18 protein-coding genes are annotated in these 20048 nt (G+C 44.3%); 13 read left to right on the forward strand and 5 right to left on the reverse strand.

Annotated elements, in window-relative coordinates:
• Positions 1–39: 39 nt before the first annotated feature.
• On the forward strand, positions 40–573 hold the full coding sequence (locus Xmir_RS03730; protein WP_244170846.1) for a hypothetical protein: 534 nt from the start codon (positions 40–42) through the stop codon (positions 571–573).
• A 279-nt stretch (positions 574–852) separates the two neighbouring features.
• Here Xmir_RS03730 and mnmC read toward each other — a convergent pair whose 3' ends face one another.
• Positions 853–2904, reverse strand: a complete 2052-nt coding sequence (gene mnmC, locus Xmir_RS03735) for a bifunctional tRNA (5-methylaminomethyl-2-thiouridine)(34)-methyltransferase MnmC2/FAD-dependent 5-carboxymethylaminomethyl-2-thiouridine(34) oxidoreductase MnmC1 (RefSeq protein WP_099113101.1) — start codon at positions 2902–2904, stop codon at positions 853–855.
• Positions 2905–3107: 203 nt separating this feature from the next.
• Here mnmC and fabB point away from each other — a divergent pair, with 203 nt between their 5' ends.
• Positions 3108–4322 carry a beta-ketoacyl-ACP synthase I gene (gene fabB, locus Xmir_RS03740; protein ID WP_099113102.1) on the forward strand — a complete coding sequence of 405 codons (1215 nt, stop codon included), beginning with the start codon at positions 3108–3110 and terminating at the stop codon, positions 4320–4322.
• Between the two features lie 102 nt (positions 4323–4424).
• On the opposite strand, the gene Xmir_RS03745 is transcribed toward fabB, so the two are convergent.
• The 3 genes from Xmir_RS03745 to Xmir_RS03755 are packed head-to-tail and all read right to left on the reverse strand — an operon-like array spanning position 4425 to position 7381.
• On the reverse strand, positions 4425–5933 hold the full coding sequence (locus Xmir_RS03745; protein WP_099113103.1) for a tripartite tricarboxylate transporter permease: 1509 nt from the start codon (positions 5931–5933) through the stop codon (positions 4425–4427).
• A 10-nt stretch (positions 5934–5943) separates the two neighbouring features.
• Positions 5944–6375, reverse strand: coding sequence for a tripartite tricarboxylate transporter TctB family protein (locus Xmir_RS03750; RefSeq protein WP_099113104.1), 432 nt, complete (start codon positions 6373–6375; stop codon positions 5944–5946).
• 13 nt (positions 6376–6388) lie between these two features.
• Positions 6389–7381: a Bug family tripartite tricarboxylate transporter substrate binding protein gene (locus tag Xmir_RS03755; protein ID WP_422646027.1), complete on the reverse strand. Its 993-nt coding sequence runs from the start codon at positions 7379–7381 to the stop codon at positions 6389–6391.
• A 297-nt stretch (positions 7382–7678) separates the two neighbouring features.
• On the opposite strand from Xmir_RS03755, the gene tctD reads away from it, so the two are divergent.
• Together tctD and Xmir_RS03765 are read left to right on the forward strand one after the other, a co-directional pair.
• Positions 7679–8347 carry a transcriptional regulator TctD gene (gene tctD, locus Xmir_RS03760; protein WP_099113106.1) on the forward strand — a complete coding sequence of 223 codons (669 nt, stop codon included), beginning with the start codon at positions 7679–7681 and terminating at the stop codon, positions 8345–8347.
• The gene (locus Xmir_RS03765) at positions 8344–9777 is read left to right on the forward strand and encodes a sensor histidine kinase (RefSeq protein WP_099113107.1); all 1434 of its coding nucleotides are present in this window, start codon (positions 8344–8346) and stop codon (positions 9775–9777) included. The genes tctD and Xmir_RS03765 overlap by 4 nt, the downstream gene beginning before the upstream one ends.
• Here the strand turns inward: Xmir_RS03765 and Xmir_RS03770 are convergent.
• Positions 9727–10629, reverse strand: a complete 903-nt coding sequence (locus tag Xmir_RS03770) for a DMT family transporter (protein ID WP_099113108.1) — start codon at positions 10627–10629, stop codon at positions 9727–9729. The genes Xmir_RS03765 and Xmir_RS03770 overlap by 51 nt on opposite strands.
• A gap of 307 nt (positions 10630–10936) precedes the next feature.
• On the opposite strand from Xmir_RS03770, the gene pdxB reads away from it, so the two are divergent.
• The 9 genes from pdxB to purF all read left to right on the forward strand — a co-directional run bounded on the left by pdxB (position 10937) and on the right by purF (position 20046).
• Positions 10937–12076: a 4-phosphoerythronate dehydrogenase PdxB gene (pdxB, locus tag Xmir_RS03775; protein WP_099113330.1), complete on the forward strand. Its 1140-nt coding sequence runs from the start codon at positions 10937–10939 to the stop codon at positions 12074–12076.
• Between the two features lie 76 nt (positions 12077–12152).
• Positions 12153–13163, forward strand: coding sequence for an aspartate-semialdehyde dehydrogenase (locus Xmir_RS03780; RefSeq protein ID WP_099113331.1), 1011 nt, complete (start codon positions 12153–12155; stop codon positions 13161–13163).
• Entirely contained in the window at positions 13163–14008 is an 846-nt protein-coding gene (gene truA, locus Xmir_RS03785) for a tRNA pseudouridine(38-40) synthase TruA (protein WP_099113109.1), read from the forward strand. The genes Xmir_RS03780 and truA overlap by 1 nt, the downstream gene beginning before the upstream one ends.
• A 59-nt stretch (positions 14009–14067) precedes the next feature.
• Positions 14068–14757 (forward strand): DedA family protein, encoded by a 690-nt coding sequence (locus Xmir_RS03790; RefSeq protein ID WP_099113110.1) that lies wholly within the window; start codon positions 14068–14070, stop codon positions 14755–14757.
• Positions 14758–14928: 171 nt separating this feature from the next.
• Positions 14929–15879 carry an acetyl-CoA carboxylase, carboxyltransferase subunit beta gene (gene accD, locus Xmir_RS03795; RefSeq protein WP_099113111.1) on the forward strand — a complete coding sequence of 317 codons (951 nt, stop codon included), beginning with the start codon at positions 14929–14931 and terminating at the stop codon, positions 15877–15879.
• The gene (folC, locus tag Xmir_RS03800; protein WP_099113112.1) at positions 15872–17170 is read left to right on the forward strand and encodes a bifunctional tetrahydrofolate synthase/dihydrofolate synthase; all 1299 of its coding nucleotides are present in this window, start codon (positions 15872–15874) and stop codon (positions 17168–17170) included. Before accD ends, folC begins: the two co-directional genes overlap by 8 nt.
• Positions 17160–17858: a cell division protein DedD gene (gene dedD / locus Xmir_RS03805; protein ID WP_099113113.1), complete on the forward strand. Its 699-nt coding sequence runs from the start codon at positions 17160–17162 to the stop codon at positions 17856–17858. The genes folC and dedD overlap by 11 nt, the downstream gene beginning before the upstream one ends.
• Before the next feature lie 149 nt (positions 17859–18007).
• Positions 18008–18496, forward strand: coding sequence for a colicin V production protein (gene cvpA, locus Xmir_RS03810; RefSeq protein ID WP_047963419.1), 489 nt, complete (start codon positions 18008–18010; stop codon positions 18494–18496).
• Positions 18497–18528: 32 nt separating this feature from the next.
• Entirely contained in the window at positions 18529–20046 is a 1518-nt protein-coding gene (purF, locus tag Xmir_RS03815) for an amidophosphoribosyltransferase (RefSeq protein WP_099113114.1), read from the forward strand.
• The last annotated feature ends 2 nt before the right edge of the window (positions 20047–20048 follow it).

A 20048-nucleotide genomic window follows, 5' to 3' on the forward strand; every position in this document is an offset into this window, starting at 1 on the left:
AAATGGAAACTGGAAAAGGATACATCAGGAGATGGTGTTATGAAACAGAAAATGAGTTCTGTTCAAAATGAATATGGATATTGTTCCGCAAATAACAACATACTTTTGTTACCTGAATCGATAAGTTATAACTCCTTAAAATTTGGTTGGAAAAAGGCAATGAGTACAACATTGGAAAAAAGAGTTGAAAATCTGGAATCGGATACTGCACAAATAAAAACAGATGTTGCTGTTATAAAATCAAATTATGCAACAAAAGCGGATATTGAGACCGTTAGTTCATTGGTTCATAAAGAAATAGCTACTGTACGTAATGATATGACAAATGAAATGATATCTATACGTGAGGATATGTCTTTCATGAAACAAGACATTGGTTTTATGAAACAGGATATTGATTTTATGAAAAAAGATATTCTTTACATTAAAGAGGATATTTCTTCCATGAGGAAAGAAATTTCATCTATTCATGTAAGTGTATCAGATAAAATAGTGGCGCAAACCAAGTGGATGGTAACAATGATGTTTGGTCTTTCCGGCATAATTCTTGCTGCAATGAAGTTTATGTTTTAATTACCCACTAAAAATAAAAGACTTTACATTTGAAGCTGCTTATCCCATTAATTGTTTAGTATTGAAGGTCGTTTTGGATTTTCAGCTGCTTACTGAATCATGACGTCATATATTTCAAAGTGAAATTGACTACGGGTTTGCGGAAGAACAACGCTGTGCAATAAAATGGTTGATCTCTACACCTGAGCATTGTGCTGGTTTTTAAGAATGAAAATACTGGTGTTTCATCAGACACCCTGTTTTCTATGCAGGGTATCTGATATAGATGAGTCAATACCTTTAAGATCTTTCTGTCTTAACAGATTTGCCCCGTAACAACTTTCTCACCCAAAAGCGATTGGGATGTAAAGCTGCTAATGTTTCATCATCTAGAGGTAAGGCTTCTCCAAAAATTTGACTAGCTAATAATTCAGCACTCAAAGGAGCAGAACATAATCCACGGGAACCTAGCGCACCAATAACAAATAGATTAGGGTAACAAGGCGATTCTTCAATAATTTCATCAGACTGTATCTGGTGAGGTAAATTTGCATATTTCTCTATGATGTCATTTAAAACAGGAACGTTTCCAACCATTGGCATATGATCCCGAATGACACACCGTATACCTTGGCGGGATTTTTCTTCTGAGATATCAACTTCCTGTACCCAATCAACATCAGGAAAACATTTCAATAAACGATCACGGTTTTCTTGCTGTTCAATAGAAGAGTACAGTGTATCTAATTGCTGGCGTTGGTAACTGGCACCAATACAGTGATATTGATTATTGGGATTCGCGGGAGTCATATAACCATCGTAACACAGTACACTTTTCAGTTGCCTGAGACTGTTTGTGGTTGGGATATGGCTCACTTGACCGCGAACAGCAGTGACTGGCAGTTTTTTCGTTTGTTCGAACTGCGGCAGACAGTGACCATTGGCAATGATAACGGCGTTATGATTTTTGTATTGTAGGCTTTCCTTATATTCAATCTGCAATTGCCAACGGTTTTCATTTTGAATGAGCTGTGTCACTTTGTGATTAAAGTTAACCCGCATACCACGTTGCTCAGCAAGTTTTATGACTTTCTGGGTTAATTGTGCAGGGTATAACCAGCCTCCTTGTGGGTAGTGAATGCCACGATAATTAACGTCCAATCCACTGACATGACTCAATTGTTGGCGATCCATCTCAACCGCAATGGCTGCTGGCCATTCTGTTTGCAGCATTTTGTTAATTTTATTATTGCTCTTTTCATCATAAGCTAATTGACTGACACCACACCATTGGTGGTCAAATGGCACATTGTCATCAATCAATTGATCATACTGACGTCGGGCAAACGTAAATGCTGATGTGAAGAAACGCTCTAGTGGATCGTCATTGCCAGTTAGTAAGGGATAAAGGGCTCCCTGCTGGTTGCCGGATGCATTCTGTGCGGGTTGTTCGTCTTGGCAATATAGTGTGACTTTTGCTCCGCGGCGCAATAAAGCGAGAGCAGTTAATGCACTTGCGATACCGCCACCGATAATAGCTATATCATCGGGATGGGTGGCGGCTTGGCGAGAAAACCATGGCATGTGGGATAAAGTAAGAGAAGCATTTTCTGATGGGGATAAAGCGCCTGTCAGCATCTCTCTTTTGCGTCCAAATCCTTTAACCTTTGTGACAGTAAAACCTGCACCCTGCAATCCTCTGCGAACTGTTCCGGCGGATGTAAAAGTTGCAAACGTACCCCCGGGGCGGCAAAATTTTGCCATTGCAGCGAACAACTGTTCGCTCCACATTTGTGGGTTTTTAGACGGCGCAAAACCATCTAAAAACCAGGCATCAACTTTTCCAATCAGATTCGAATTTATTTTAGGTAAAAGATCATTTACATCCCCAAACCAAAGATCCAATGTGATTGCACCATTATCCAAAATTAATCTATGGCAACCTGCAAGCGCTAAGGGCCATTGCTGACATAATTGATCAGAAAAGGCCTGAAGTTCTGGCCAACGTTGGTGTGCAGTTTTTAGATCTGCTGGCTTTAATGGGTATTTTTCAAAACTAATGTAATGAAGTCGCTTTAAAGAAGCTTCAGGATTTTGCTGTCTGAAAAAAGAAAACGAGCGCCAAAAAGTAAGAAAATTCAATCCAGTACCAAACCCAGTTTCCGCAATGACGCAATCTGAGCGGGGGTGTGTATTAAAACGATCAGGAAAATTATTACCTTTTAAGAATACATATAAAGTTTCTTCCAAGCCATCTTGATTTGAAAAATAAACATCATCAAACTGCTCAGAAACAGGTGTACCCTGTTCATTCCAACTTAGGGTTGCGCTGTTGATAGCACTGTTTTTCACAATAATTCCCGTATGCTGATAAGAATAATATAGGGATTTTAACGGCCTTCATTTGGTTGTACCACCCATGGGTGAGCTGCGGAGGGTTTAGTCCAGATCAATTTTCCACATATTTTAACCTGATCGGACTTGTTCGGCGTACAAGTGTACGCTAAAGTGCGGGTGAAAAAATCCCGCGGGTAAACATATTGATGAGGTAAGTAATGAAACGTGCAGTAATCACTGGTCTGGGTATTGTTTCCAGTATTGGTAATAACCAGAAAGAGGTACTGGAGTCTCTGAAAGAGGGCCGTTCCGGGATAACTTTCTCAGAAAAATTTAAAGAGATAGGAATGCGCAGCCATGTTTGGGGTAATGTAAAACTGGATACATCTGGTTTGATTGACCGCAAAACTCAACGTTTTATGAGTGACGCATCTATTTATGCTTATCTGGCAATGGATGAGGCGATTAAAGATTCTGGCTTATCCGATGAACAAGTCTCTAATCTTCGCACGGGACTGGTTGTGGGTTCAGGAGGCGGTTCGCCGTATAATCAGGTTGCTGGTTCTGATGGGATGCGCGCCCGTGGATTGCGTGGCGTTGGGCCATATATGGTTACGCGCGCAATGGCTTCCGGTGTGTCAGCTTGCTTAGCAACTCCTTTTAAAATCAAAGGCGTTAACTACTCCATCAGCTCTGCCTGCTCAACTTCTGCACATTGTATCGGTCATGCTGTTGAATTAATCCAACTTGGCAAACAAGATGTTATTTTTGCTGGAGGTGGTGAAGAATTAAGCTGGGAAATGGCATGTGAATTCGATGCGATGGGCGCGCTGTCTACCAAGTATAATGAAACACCAGAACAGGCTTCCCGTACTTATGATCAGAACCGTGATGGTTTTGTCATTGCAGGCGGTGGCGGTATTGTTGTTGTTGAAGAATTAGAGCATGCCTTAGCCCGTGGCGCACATATTTACGCTGAAATTGTGGGTTATGGTGCAAACTCAGATGGTGCGGATATGGTTGCACCTTCAGGAGAAGGTGCTGTGCGCTGTATGAAGATGGCATTGGATGGTGTTGAAGGAGAGGTGGATTACATCAATACCCATGGAACTTCGACGCCGGTTGGTGACTTGAAAGAACTGGAAGCTATCAGAGAAGTTTTTGGTGATAACACACCTGCCATTTCCGCCACTAAGGCGATGACTGGGCATTCTTTAGGCGCTGCTGGTGCTCACGAAGCGATCTACAGTTTGTTGATGTTGGAGCATGGCATTATTGCACCAAGCATCAATATTGAAGATTTAGACGAAAAAGCTCTGGGCATGAATATCATCACTGAACCTACCGAACGCGAGCTAAGGACGGTAATGTCCAATAGCTTCGGATTCGGCGGTACAAACGCATCCCTGGTGATGCGCAAGTATTCAGACTGATTTTTTAAATACTGAAAAAATTATCAGTTAAAATGAAAGCCAATCCATTAACTATGTACATTAACTAAGTAAGTGTATGACTATGTGGATTGGCTATTTTAATTATGATGCCGTGGTTTTATTACGGCGTTTCTTAATGGTTCCTAAAGCAAGTGGAATAATAATCACTAATATCGCCAAGATCAGAAGAACCTGAGCAATTGTGCTGCTCCACAGTATGTCAAAATCCCCATTACTGATTGATAGCGCCCGGCGTAAATTTTGCTCCAGCATTTCACCTAATACGAATCCCAAAATTAGTGGCGACATTGGGAAATTCATTTTTCGGAGAATGTAACCGAAAACACCTAGCCCAACCATCAATATAAGATCAAATGTAGTACTGTGAACAGCATATACCCCAACCGCGGAAATAATTGCTATTGATGGAACCAGAAACCACAGCGGAATACTTAGCATACGGGTAAACATCCCAATCATCGGGATATTCATAACCAGTAACAAAACGTTAGCGATCAGTAAAGCGGCAATAAGTCCCCAAACAATATCAGGTTGTTCTGTGAACATAGCAGGGCCGGGAGTGATGTTATAAAGCGTCAAAGCGCCTATCATTACTGCTGTTGTGCCTGATCCCGGTACACCGAGAGTGAGCATAGGGATGAATGAACCACATGCTGAAGCATTATTAGCAGCTTCTGGTGCTGCGACACCTCGAATATCTCCTTTGCCAAAAGAGTCACTGTTGCCACTAATCCGTTTTTCTGTCATGTATGTGATTGCACTAGCGATTGTTGCCCCAGCTCCGGGTAATATACCCACGAAAAAACCAATCACAGAGGAGCGTAAGGTTGGCCCTACACAAGCCGCTGCTTCTTTTCTATTGAACAGTAGGCGGCCTGTTTTACTTATCACTTTTTGTCCCGCAGAAGTGCTTTCCAGCATCAACAAAATTTCACTGACTGAAAACAAACCAATAACGACAACAATAAATTGAATACCGTCAGAAAGGTGTACGCTATCAAAAGTGAAACGATAAACGCCTGTATTAGAATCCACGCCAACAGTTGCTAAACCCAGGCCGATCAAGGCGGCCAATAATGATTTTACCGGGTTTTGGCTCATCATACTGCCGAGACAGGCAATGGCAAAAACCATCAGTGCAAAATACTCAGCAGGCCCAAATGCTAAAGACCATTGCGCCAGAAGAGGGGCAAACAAGATGATACCAGTGATAGCTAAAAGCGAACCGCAAAATGAACTGACAGCAGAGATAGAAAGTGCAACACCGGCTCGCCCTTGTTTTGCCATCGGATGACCATCAAGGGCTGTCATGATGGCGGCAGCATCTCCCGGTACATTTAGCAGGATTGAAGAGATACGGCCCCCGTATTCACAACCAATGTAAACAGTTGCCAATAAAATCAGGGCTGATTCAGCAGGTAATTTTAATGCAAAAGCGAGTGGCAGTAAGATCGCAACCCCATTAATAGGGCCAAGACCGGGTAGTAATCCAACAACAGTACCAATAAAACAACCAATTAATGCAATGACTAAATTCTGGGGGACTAATGCAACTTCGAATCCCTGGCTCAGATATACCCAAGTATCCATCGTTATCTCCTTAGCTGAGCCAACTGCCGACTGGCAATGTGACATCTAACAGGCGATCAAAGGTAAAAAAGAGCGAAATACCAAGAAATATGCCAGATATGATCGCTGCCGAAAGCGTAGCGTTAAATAACGATGCTACGCTGATGGTCAATAATGTTGTTGCCAGAGGAAACCCCAGCCACTCAAACGACCAGGCATAAATGATTAGTGAGGCAATCAACAAAACTAAGCGACGTAATACTTGTATTGTCGGCCATTGTATGGAGTCAGGTTTTTTAAATAGCAACAGTAATGCACAGAATGCCATTAATGAAATGATAGTTATTGGAAATGGGCGAGGCCCCAAGGGTTCATAACTGTATTCGCTATGGATCCCCCAGCCAATGACCAGCCCTATCCCACATAGCACCAGCCATATGGCAGCAAAAATACGATCGCTCATGATGCTACCCCTGTTATTTTGCTAAACCAAAGGATTTGGCCATTTCGTGATACTGAATAACCTGTTTTTTCACATAATCATCCAGTTCTTTGCCTGTCATATTCAATTCAAATAACCCGCGTAATTCGCGTTGTTTTTTGAACTCCGCAGTTTGCTGTAACGTCTTAAAGGTATCTACCCACCACTGATATTGCGCATCAGAGACTTTGGGTCCCATATAAAAACCACGAATAACTGGCCATACGAGGTCATATCCCTGTTCTTTTGCCGTTGGAATATTTGCCAACTCACCATTCAGGCGTTTATCTGCATAGATAGCCAGTATGCGGATTTTATCCCCATTGAGATAAGGTAAAGTTTCACTCAGATCACCGGAAACAACTTGAATATGATTGCCTAAAAGGGCTGTGATAGGTTCGCCACCACCTTCAAATGCGACATAGCGCATTTTGCGGGGATCAATACCGACTTCTTTCGCCAATAATGCTGTTTTCATCCAGTCCTGACTACCGATAGAGGCACCTGCACCAAACACAATGCTGTCGGGCGCTTTTTTGAAAGCCTCCATCAAATCTGACAAAGTTTTGTAAGGAGAATCCTGACGTACAGCAATCATACCGTAGTCTGTACCGACGCTCGCCAGCCAGCGCACATCATTCACGTTGTAGCGACCGAACTTTCCTTGAGCAAGATTCAACAGGGAACCACCAGAAAAAGCGACGACAGTGCCGGGTTCAGCAGGCCGCTGAGCAATGATGGCATTGTAGGCAACAGCACCGACACCACCGGGCATGAATGTGACCCGCATTGGAGAGTTGATGATTTTGGTTTCCAATAATGAAACCTGAATGAGTTTGCAGGTTAAGTCAAAGCCTCCACCGGGCTTGGCTGGCGCGATACATTCGGTTCTATTGGGAGCATCGGTTCTATTGGGATCAGAAGTTGCAAAAGCACTGGTACAGAGAAGTAGACTTGCAGCAGTTAATAAGGTTTTGAATATTTTCATTTTGATTCCTCACATAGTGCCAGTAAAGGATATGGATGATAAATTTCCGGCACCTATTTATTTATAGAATTGAAACCTTTCAATTACCTTTCATTAACGATGAAAATTGACTGAATGTGACCTTAATCGATTAATTTGCGTAGTGTTTTACATAAAAATGTTAACGATATGTATTAAATTATGTTTTTTGTTAACCCATGTACAATTGCTGAATATTAGTATTGCAATTAGGTAGTATCTCCTATGTAGTATTCCCGTTTTATTCCCCTAGTTTATTTTTAACAGCGGGTATTACTCATGCGTCTTTTATTGGTTGAAGATCATCCTGACTTATCACATTGGCTACAGAAGGCATTGAGCTATTCTGGGTTTGTGGTCGATCTGGCAGAAGATGGCGTTATGGCAGATCAGCTTTTACAGACCGAAAATTATGCCTTACTGATTTTGGATGTTGCTTTGCCCAGATTAGACGGAATTTCTTTGTTATCCCGGCTGCGTAAGCGTGGTCAGAACTTACCCGTATTGCTATTGACCGCTAAAAAAGATGTCGCGGATCGGGTAAAGGGGTTGAATTCTGGTGCTGATGATTATTTAACTAAGCCTTTTGATTTTCAGGAGCTGGAAGCCCGTATTCGTGCGCTACTGCGCCGTAGCACAGCTATGCCACAAGAGGCACAAAAATTTGGCTCATTGGTTTATGAAGACGAAGGTTATTTTTTGCTGGGTAATGTACCGTTAGCCCTGACTCCCAGAGAATTATCTGTTTTAACAACCCTGTTTCACCGTCGAGGCCGCCCTGTTTCTAAGCAGCAGTTATTTGAGCAGGTATTTTCCCTGTCGGATGAGGCGAATCCACAAAGCATCGAATTGTATGTGCACCGATTACGGAAAAAATTACTCGACAGCGATGTAGGAATAGGAACATTACGTGGATTGGGATATCGTTTGGAACTACAGAATTCATGAAATTTAGCAAAATACCCCGATCGTTGTTCCATCAGTTGCTACTGTTCTTTGGCGTACCGCTACTGCTATTGGGTTGTGCCTCTGTTTATGGCCAGTATGTCAGCGTGAAAAATGCTGCAACGCTCGCTTATGATCGAACGTTGCTGGCATCAGCAAGAACGGTTGCTGAACGCCTGACTGTCCGGGATAAGCATTTGATGGTCGATGTTCCTTATGTTGTCTTGGATAGTTTTGAGCGTAATACCAATGATCGCCTTTATTATCAAGTTATCTCCCCTGAGGGAAAAACTATTTCAGGAGCCGATAACCTGCCTCTCATACCTCAACATGTTCAACGCTCACCATTGTACACGGCACTGGCGTATTTTTATGATGCAGAATACCGGGGGCAGCCTATACGCGTCGTGGCATTGTACCAACCCGTCAACGAGGGCGGCATAATGGGGATGGCGTTGATATTAGTGGCTGAAACGGTGATTTCCCGCCAATACATGACGCAGCAATTACTGTTTTCTTCGTTAGTGAGTCAGGGGACGGTTGTATTATTAACGTTGCTTCTGGCTTATATCCTGTTAAAGCAATTGCTTAAGCCGCTACGAAAACTGTCAGGCATTATGATCAGACGTTCAGCGAATAACCTCACACCATTACCGAATATTTTACCGTGGTCTGAGCTTTCTCCATTGCTTCAGGCATTCAACCGATATATCGAACGGCTGAAATTAATGGTTGGACGTCAAGAACGATTCAGTGCGGATGCCTCTCATCAGCTTAGAACGCCTTTAGCTGTATTGAAAACACAGGTGGCGGTGGCTCGTAGTGATCAAAACTCAGATCAGAGAGAAACAATACTGGCAGCGATTGATAACAGTTTGGACAATATGATCTTGTTGACCGATCGCCTATTGCAATTATCACAGTTGCAAGTGCATGCAAAGGAAGCAATACAAAACTATCAGCCAGTTAATATCGTAGAACTGTTGCAACAAGCCTGCTTTTCCCGTTTGCAGCAAGCAGAAAGCAAATATATTGACTTGGGTTATGAGGGGGAAGATGCTTTTTGGATCAAAGGCGAACCCGTCTTGTTAGCAGAAATGTGTGCCAACTTGCTGGACAATGCCATCAAATATACTCCGCAAATGGGCGTGGTAACGGGGCGTGTGAAAATGACACCGGACAAAAAATACTGTTGCCTTGAAATTGACGATTCAGGGCCGGGTATTGCGCAGGATGATATTAGTCACTCTCTCATGGCATTTAACCGTTTGGGAAACTCTGCGGGGCTGGAGGGAGCAGGATTGGGGTTGACTATCGTCAAAGAAATCAGCCTGTATCACAGTGCTACTCTCCAGCTTTTACCCAGTGAAATATTGGGAGGATTATTGGTTCGGGTTGTATTCCGGCTTTCTGCGAGTGAGCGGAGTGCGTAATTGCTGTGCGAGTATCACACCGCCTAGCACAATGCCTCCTCCAATTAGGTGATAACTGTGCATCTCTTCATGGAGCACCACGATAGCAATGAGGGCCGTAAATACAGGAGCCAGATTCATAAAAATAGAAGTCATATTTGCGCCAATGCGAATTACGCCCTGTATCCACATATAGGGGGCAATAATCGATGCCGGTATGCCGGCAAATAAGACAAGAGAAATATTATCGGCTGTTAACTGAACATTTTCTGCCATCATGAAGTTAGGCAGAAGTAGTAAAACGCCAAACCCGATTTGTACATAGAGTGATTGCCAGTTGGGTAAAGGGATTGCCCAGCGTTTTGTTAAAACACCATATAAGGCGTAAGAAGCGGCAGCAATAAACATCATGGCTTCTCCGATACCCAGCCCATGTTGTAGTAGGGAGGCAGGATTTCCTTTGCTGACAAGCCACACCAAGCCGAACAAAGATAAAACGGTGCCAAGGGCAATGCCGACAGTAGGGGCAACTCGCAAGGCAAATATACTGATAATGACGGTCAATAATGGAATCAATGAAGTAAAAATACCAATCATTGTCGCACTGACAGTATGGGCAGCATAGTATGCCAGACTTTGGTTAAGCACCATGCCCAGAGAGCCTAAAACCAATAACTTCCACCAATATTGAGCAACGAGTTTTCGTTGTTTCAGGACTGGCAATAAAACGAAAGGAGTTAAAGTCAGGAAGGCAATGAACCAGCGATAAAAAGCAATTGCAGCAGGTTCAATTACGGTGGCGGCAGCTTTACTGACAACGGCATTGATTGACCAGATCAGTACAGCCACGAGGGGAAACAATAGATTCTTCATCGAGCTAAATGTTTTATGTGAGTTTATAGTCTGATTAGTTTAGCAGTGACCGATTTATTGTATATATTGATAATCAGCCAACCGATGTGGCAATTAAGACAAAATAATTATATCTAAGAGATTAAACAGCAACTTCAAAGACGAAAAAGTCTTTCCCTTAGTTATTGCCATGTTTCAGCAATTTTCTGGTACGACGCCAGAGCGTTTTAGGAAAGACTGACTTGAAAGATGAAGGGCATATAGGTTTTATGCAGATAAAATGGCAGAATAGCAGATCCCGCCCATTTAAAGCCGTTGGATGAGAAAAGTGAAAATTTTGGTTGATGAAAATATGCCTTATGCTGAACAGCTCTTTCAGCAATTGGGGGAAGTGCAGGCAATTCCGGGACGCCCAGTACCTGAAGGAGTTTTGGAACATGCGGATGCCTTTATGGTGCGTTCTGTCACTAAAGTTAATGAATCCTTGTTGCAAGGCAGCTCAGTAAAATTTGTGGGTACTGCCACTGCGGGTATGGATCATGTTGATCAGCAATGGCTGGTGCAGGCAGGAATTGGTTTTTCCGCTGCCCCCGGCTGTAATGCAATTGCGGTTGTTGAGTATGTATTTTCTGCACTGATGTTATTGGCTGAACAAGATCAGTTTCAACTCAAAGATAAAACGGTTGGAATTATCGGCGTTGGTAATGTCGGCGGGCGTCTGGCTGATCGGCTGACGGCTTTGGGCGTGAAAACATTACTGTGCGATCCTCCACGCGCTGATCGGGGTGATGAAGGTGAATTTTGGCCTTTAGAAAAATTAGTGAAAGAAGCGGACATTCTGACTTTTCATACGCCTCTTAATCAATCTGGCCCATATCAAACCTATCATTTGGCAGATGAAAAATTACTTTCTGCATTACCAGATAACCGAATTTTGATTAACGCCAGCCGAGGTGAGGTGGTTGATAATCAAGCATTACTTTCTGTGCTGCAAAATGGAAAAAAATTACGTGTAGTGCTTGATGTTTGGGAGCCAGAGCCTAACCTTTCACTGCCTTTACTGGAATTGGTTGATATTGGTACTCCCCATATTGCGGGCTATACCCTGGAGGGTAAAGCACGGGGCACAACGCAGGTTTTTGAAGCCTATTGTGGATTTCTGGGACAACCACGTAAAACGGAATTGTCTGAGCTGTTGTCCACACCTGATTTCAGCCAGATCACCCTACAAGGCGAAGTGACACAAAGCATCCTAAAGTGCTTGATACATTTAGTGTATGATGTGCGCCGTGATGATGCACCTTTACGTCAGGTTGCAGGTCAAGAGGGGGCTTTTGACCAGTTGCGCAAGCATTATCCAGAACGTCGGGAATGGTCTTCCTTGACAGTGTATTGTGATTCAGAAAAAAGCGCTCGATTACTATCCCGGATTGGGTTTAACGCAAAACTGGGGTTAACACAAAACTGAGTTTAACGCTCAAGTGATTTAATACAGGCAGGGGCTCTTGCCTGTCAGCAAAATGAAAGAAGTGGAGAAAACCAACATGTCTGAAGGTTGGAATATTGCGCTCTTGGGTGCAACGGGCGCAGTAGGTGAGGCGATATTGGCGTTATTACAGGAACGCCAATTTCCGGTTGGTGAACTGCATCTTCTTGCCAGTGAACAAAGTGTCGGAAAGATCCAGCGTTTTAATGGTAAAAACATCACCGTTCGTGATGCGGCAGAATTTGATTGGTCACAAGTACAGCTTGCGTTTTTTGCCGCGACGATGGAAGCAACAGCGCAACATATTGAAAAAGCAACAGAATCTGGCTGTCTGGTGATTGACAGCAGTGGCCTGTTTGCGGCAGAGCCGGATATCCCTTTGGTTGTTCCCGGCGTTAATCCACAGGCATTGGCGGAGTACCGTAACCGTAACATCATCGCTGTGGCTGATAGCTCAACAAGTCAGGTATTGACAGCCATCAAACCCTTGATCGACGCGGCTGGCATTGCCCGTTTACATCTCACCAATATATTGCCGGTTTCTGTGCATGGTAAAGCAGCCATTGATGAACTGGCTGGTCAGAGTGCGCGTTTGTTAAATGGCATTCCACCGGATGAAGGCCGTTTCAGCAAACAATTGGCTTTTAACTTGCTGCCTTTATTACCTGATGTTGAAGGTACTGTGCGTGAAGAGCGCCGTATTGTCGACCAAATTCGCAGAATATTGCAGGATGAAGGTTTACCGGTTTCCGTAAGTTGTGTGCAGTCTTCCGTGTTCTATGGTATTGCGCAGATGGTAAATTTGGAAACATTGCGTCCGGTTGGAACAGAAGAAGCACGCGGAGAATTTGAACGTCTTGAGGAAATTCAGGTCTCAGAAGAGGGTGATTACCCGACTCAGGTGACTGATGCTTCTGGTCATGATGGTTTGAGCATAGGTTGCCTGCGCAATGACTATGGTATGCCGGAAATGCTGCAATTTTGGTCGGTTGCCGATAATATCCGTTTTGGCGGCGCATTGATGGCGGTTGAAATTGCAGAGAAACTGATGCAGGAGCAATTTTACTGATGTCTGATACAGAGCTGGGTCAGTCTGTGCCAGAAGCAAAGAAAGTGAAAATTGCACTGGGGATTGAATATGACGGCAGCCGATATTATGGTTGGCAGCGCCAGCAAGAAGTGAAAAGCGTACAGGCGTGTTTGGAAAACGCCCTGTCGAAAGTCGCGAATGAGCCTATTTCAGTTTTTTGTGCTGGCAGAACGGATGCGGGAGTACACGCAACCGGGCAGGTAGTGCACTTTGAAACTTCGGCGCAACGTAAAGAGGCCGCATGGACAATGGGGGTAAATACCCATTTGCCGCCGGATATTGCCGTTCGTTGGGTCAAAACGGTAGATGATGAATTTCATGCCCGTTTCAGTGCAACCGCTCGCCGTTATCGCTATGTGATTTTTAATCATCGCTATCGTCCGGCAGTTTTGGCACAGGGTGTCACGCATTTTCACTATCCATTGGATGAGAAAAAAATGCATGAAGCGGCACAGAGCCTGTTGGGCGAAAATGATTTTACGTCTTTCAGGGCGGTGCAGTGCCAGTCCAATTCACCGTGGCGCAATATGATACATATTAATGTCAGCCGGCATGGACATTATATTGTTGTGGATATCAAGGCGAATGCCTTTGTTCATCACATGGTGCGCAATATCGTTGGTAGCTTACTGGAAATTGGCTGTGGTAATCAGGACATCGGCTGGATGGCTGAACTATTAGCACTGAAAGACAGAACCAAAGCGGCGGCAACGGCCAAGGCAGAAGGGCTATATCTGGTTGCTGTGGATTACCCTGAACACTTTGGTTTACCTGAACCGATTATGGGGCCACTGTTTCTGGGAAATGATTTAGTTTCTGGCTAACGGTTTAATCTGACATTTTCGAAATGTGACAGGGATGTTCGTGCATAACGAGGAATATTATGGAGTTTTTAACTCATTTTGTTGATTTTGCGAAATTTATTGTCGATTTTATTTTACACATTGATGCTCATTTAGCTGAATTGGTCGCCAGCTATGGGGATTGGGTGTATGGCATCTTATTCCTGATTATATTTTGCGAAACAGGGCTGGTGGTTACGCCATTTTTACCAGGAGATTCTCTGCTATTTGTTGCGGGTGCGATCTCGGCATTAGATTCGAATAATCTTAATGTGCACATTATGGTGGCCTTGATGGTTACGGCCGCAATTATTGGTGATGCTATAAACTATACTATTGGTCGAATTTTTGGTGAAAAATTATTTACCAATCCGAATTCAAAAATTTTCCGGCGCAGTTATTTAGATAAAACTCATGAGTTTTATGAAAGACACGGTGGAAAAGCAATAATTTTGGCTCGGTTTGTGCCAATTATTAGAACGTTTGCACCGTTTGTTGCTGGAATGGGGAAAATGTCTTATCGCCATTTTGCGGCGTATAATGTCATCGGTGCATTTATCTGGGTGCTATTATTCACGTATGCAGGTTATTTATTCGGCGATATGCCAATTATACAGCAGAACCTGAAACTATTGATTGTTGCAATTATCTTTATTTCTATTCTGCCAGGCGTCATAGAAATTTGGCGTCATCGCCGCGCTGCATCAAAAAAAGCAGCAGAGAGTAAGTAGATAACCGTTAACAGGTTTGAGCAGTTTTTTATCCACACTGCAATAGCATTGTGGTTTAATGGCACGTAAAACAAAAGCTGGCATCTACCCGATAGATCTCAAGTCACCGCTAATAAAGCCGTGGCTTGAAAGATGAAGGTATAAGCTAAATTCAGACGGAAAGGTTCATTAATGAGCTGGATTGAAAAGATTCTAAATAAAAGCAAAATAATGCAAACTCGCAAGGCAAACATACCTGAAGGAGTTTGGACAAAATGCGATAGTTGTAGTCAGGTACTGTATCGTGCTGAATTAGAGCGTAATCTCGAAGTGTGTCCGAAATGTGACCACCATATGCGTATTTCAGCCCGCCAGAGACTGACCTCATTTTTGGATGAAGGCACCGGCACAGAATTAGGTAGTGAGTTGGAACCTAAAGATATTCTGAAGTTCCGCGATACCAAAAAGTACAAAGATCGCTTAGTTGCAGCCCAAAAGCAGACTCAGGAAAAAGACGCACTGATCGTCATGAAAGGCGCGTTGCATGAGATGCCTGTTGTAGCAGGTGCATTTGAATTTAACTTTATGGGCGGTTCAATGGGCTCTGTCGTCGGTGCGCGTTTTGTTCGTGCCGTTGAGCAGGCTTTGGAAGATAATTGCCCGTTCATCTGTTTTGCTTCCAGTGGCGGGGCGCGTATGCAGGAAGCCCTGATGTCACTGATGCAGATGGCAAAAACCAGTGCTGCACTGGCAAAAATGCAAGATCGAGGCCTGCCATATATCTGTGTGCTGACTAACCCGACAATGGGTGGTGTAACCGCAAGTATGGGGATGTTGGGTGATATCAATATCGCTGAACCTAAGGCATTGATTGGTTTTGCCGGCCCTCGCGTCATAGAGCAGACAGTGCGTGAAAAACTGCCGGAAGGTTTCCAGCGCAGTGAATTCTTACTGGAGAAAGGCGCAATTGACATGATCGTGCGTCGTCCAGAGATGCGCGAGAAAATTGCCAGCCTGATTGCAATGTTGACTCACCAACCGCATCCGGGCACAAAAGCGAAGCCAGCAGAAGAAATTGTTGTAGAACAATCTGCTGATGTTGAAGCTGACATAAACATCAACACTAATAAAGAAGATGTCTGATACTTTGCAAACTCCTCAAGCCACGTCGCCACTGATGACGTGGCTTTCCTATTTGGGAAACCTGCATACCAAAGCCATTGATATGGGGCTTGAGCGCGTGGGAAAACTCGGCGGTCAATTAGGCTTGCTGAATCCCGCGCCAAAAGTGATCACGGTGTCAGGTACGAATGGCAAGGGAACCACTTGCCATACCCTTGAATCTATTTTTCTGGCCGCGGGCCTCAGGGTTGGCGTATACAGTTCCCCACATTTAGTACGCTATACCGAAAGGGTACGTATTCAGGGTAAGGAAGCGACAGAACAGGACTTCTGCCGTGTATTTTCGGATATTGAAACCCAGCGTGGCGATATCTCATTAACTTATTTTGAATATGGTACGTTAGCAGCGTTACAGCTTTTTAAAGAAGCCGATCTTGATGTTGTGATTCTGGAAGTTGGCCTGGGTGGACGTCTGGATGCCACCAACATTGTGGATGCGGATGTTGCAGCAATCACCAGTATTGCATTGGATCATACGGATTGGTTGGGTTCTGATCGCGAACACATTGGTCGTGAAAAAGCGGGAATTTTCCGTCGCGGGCATTTTGCTGTGGTGGGCGAACCCGATATGCCACATGCGATTGCCGAAGTTGCAGATGAATTAGGAGCTAAGCTCTTTCGTCGTGGTGTGGACTGGCATTTCACTCAGGATACAAATAGCTGGGCTTGGTTAACCGATGGGCAGCAATTCAGTGAATTACCCTTACCCAATTTGCCACTGGCAAATGCTGCGACCGCGATAGGGGTGATCCACTGTTTATTGCAGCAGGATAATAAAATCAGCCGGGCAATTGATGAGCGGGCAATCCATGTGGGATTGAGAAACGCTCAATTACCGGGACGTTTCCAAATCGTCAGGGAAAATCCGCTGGTTATTCTGGATGTGGCACATAATCCTCATGCTGCGGGTTATCTGGTTCAGAAATTGGCAGAACTGCCTCGCGCACCAGGCAGCAAAATTCGTGGTGTGATTGGCATGCTGAAAGACAAGGATATTGCGGGCACACTGGCTTGCCTTTCCCAGCAAATTGATGAATGGTATTGCGCATCACTGCATGAACTACGGGGTGCAGAGGCTGAGATATTGGCAGGGCAGCTTGCCTGTGCCCGGGCATTTGCCGAAGTTGAACCGGCATGGCAGCAGGCAATGGAAGATGCTTCAGAGGAGGATATCATTGTAGTTTGTGGTTCTTTCCACACCGTGGCGCATGTCATGGAGGCACTTGAGGAGGGGAAGGAACGTGGCAAGTAAATTTCAAAATCGCTTAGTTGGAACTCTTGTTCTTGTAGCATTGGGCGTGGTTGTGCTGCCCATTATCTTTGACGGCGATAAGAAATATAACGAAGACCAGTTTGCTTCTATTCCATTAGTGCCAAAACCGGGTGATGAAGAAGATATTGACTCGATCCCGCCATTGACGCAAAACATGCCATCCACACCACCGGAAGGTGCGGCGGAAGCGATGCAGACACAAGCACAGCAGCAATCAGATTCAGAAACCGATATACTGCCTGAACTGTCGTCTTCTGAGCCAGCTCAGATAACAGCACCGCCTGCTACTACAAAAGAGCCGAAGGCAGTGGTTAAACCTGAGCCTCCTCCTCAACCGAAAATGGAAACTAAACCACAAACTCAGCCTGACACTCGTTCTGAAAACAAGCCAGAAGCTAAATCGAAGCCAGCAGAACAGGCTCCGCAAGCAGCGGCATATGTTGTTCAGCTTGGCGCATTGAAAAACGCCGATAAAGTAGGCGAAATAGTGGCTAAACTGCGTCTTTCGGGGCATCAGGTATACACCATTCCTCCTTCTCCGGTGCAGGGGCAATTGACACGGATTTATGTCGGCCCTAACGCCTCCCGACAAAAACTGGAATCTATTTTGTCCGAACTAAGAGAAATCACAGGGTTAGAAGGGCAGATCAAAAACTATAAGCCATAAACAGGCAGGCACTTCACGGGAATCAAAATGTCCCGTGAAGGTATAAAAAATTATTTTCAGTAGAGTGATAAATCTACTACGCAAACGTTTTCGTTTTCTGTTAGAATGCGCCCGACCTGAACGTCGGGAGCCTATTTTTGGATTAAAATATGGTCTGGATTGATTATACGATTATTGCCATTATTGGTTTTTCGGCACTGGTTAGCCTGATCCGAGGGTTTGTTCGTGAGGCGCTTTCCCTGATAACTTGGGGTTGTGCTTTCTTTGTTGCGAGCCACTTCTATACTTATCTGGCGGCGTATTTTACCCGCCTTGAAGATGAGCTGGTACGTAATGGCATAGCGATTGCTATTTTATTTATTGCAACACTGATTGTTGGCGCAGTAGTGAACTATGTTATTGGTTCATTGGTTCAGCGAACTGGCCTGTCAGGTACTGATCGGGTTCTGGGGATCTGTTTTGGGGCATTGCGCGGGGTATTGATTGTATCTGCCATTTTGTTTGTTGCAGATTCTTTCACGCCACTGCCTAAAAGTCAGGACTGGCAACAGTCACAATTGATCCCGCAGTTCAGTCAAATCATCAGGTGGTTTTTTGACTACCTGCAAAATGCGTCGAGTTTCCTGCCGGAGAGATAATCCTCTCCGCTTGGCTGATGAGGAAAGACTACATGTGCGGTATTGTCGGTATCGTCGGTTTTACACCGGTTAACCAGTCGATTTATGATGCTTTGACGGTGCTTCAGCACCGTGGACAAGATGCAGCAGGCATTGCGACTATTGATAGTAACAATGAATTCCGTTTACGTAAGGCCAATGGTTTGGTCAAGGATGTGTTTGAAACACGACACATGTTACGTTTGCAGGGAACGATTGGGATCGGACATGTCCGTTACCCAACAGCAGGAAGTTCCAGTGCTTCTGAAGCACAGCCTTTTTATGTGAACTCTCCTTTTGGTATCACGTTGGCGCATAACGGCAATCTGACAAACGCCCATAAATTGAAAAAAATGTTGTTTGAAAATGCCCGCCGTCATGTCAACACCACCTCAGATTCTGAAATTCTGCTAAATATCTTTGCCAATGAATTAACGCAATTCCCGAATTTCCCATTAGAGCCTGACAACATTTTTGCAGCCGTCGCGGAAATGCACAGGAAAGTTCGCGGTGCTTATGCTTGTGTTGCCATGATTATCGGGCATGGATTAGTGGCTTTCCGTGATCCGCATGGTATCCGTCCTCTGGTGTTGGGGAAACGTACACTGGAAGATGGCCGCAATGAATATATGGTGGCATCAGAAAGCGTGGCACTGGATACCTTGGGCTTTGAATTCCTGCGTGATGTGGCTTCCGGCGAAGCGATTTATATTACCGAAAACGGGCAATTATTCACTCGCCAGTGTGCTGAAAATCCGTCACTGACACCTTGCTTGTTCGAGTTTGTTTATCTTGCCCGCCCTGATTCCTTTATTGATAAGATTTCGGTATATAACGCACGGTTACGGATGGGCAAGAAGTTAGGCGAAAAAATTTCCCGTGAATGGGAAGACTTGCATATTGACGTGGTTATTCCGGTTCCGGAAACATCTTGTGACGTTGCGCTGGAAATTGCTCACATTTTAAATAAACCCTATCGTCAGGGATTTGTTAAAAATCGTTATGTCGGGCGTACTTTTATTATGCCCGGTCAGAATGAACGTCGTAAATCAGTTCGTCGGAAACTCAATGCTAACCGCGCTGAATTCCGTGGTAAAAATGTCTTGTTGGTGGACGACTCCATCGTGCGCGGGACAACTTCAGAGCAGATTGTTGAATTGGCACGTGAAGCGGGAGCTAAGAAAGTTTATTTTGCTTCGGCAGCGCCGGAAGTTCGTTTCCCGAATGTTTATGGTATTGACATGCCGAATGCCAATGAGCTGATTGCCCATGGGCGAGAAGTGGATGAAATTCGCCAGATCATTGGTGCTGATGCCCTGATATATCAGGATCTCCAAGATCTTATTCAGGCGGTACGGGAAGAAAACCCAGATATTGAAAAATTCGAATGCTCTGTATTTGATGGTATCTATGTGACGAAAGACATTGATCAGACTTACCTCGATTATCTGGAAAACCTGCGTAAAGATGATGCCATGAAAGTGCTTGGGCAGAGCGAAATAGAGAATCTGGAAATATATAATGAAGGATAATA

Source organism: Xenorhabdus miraniensis (assembly GCF_002632615.1).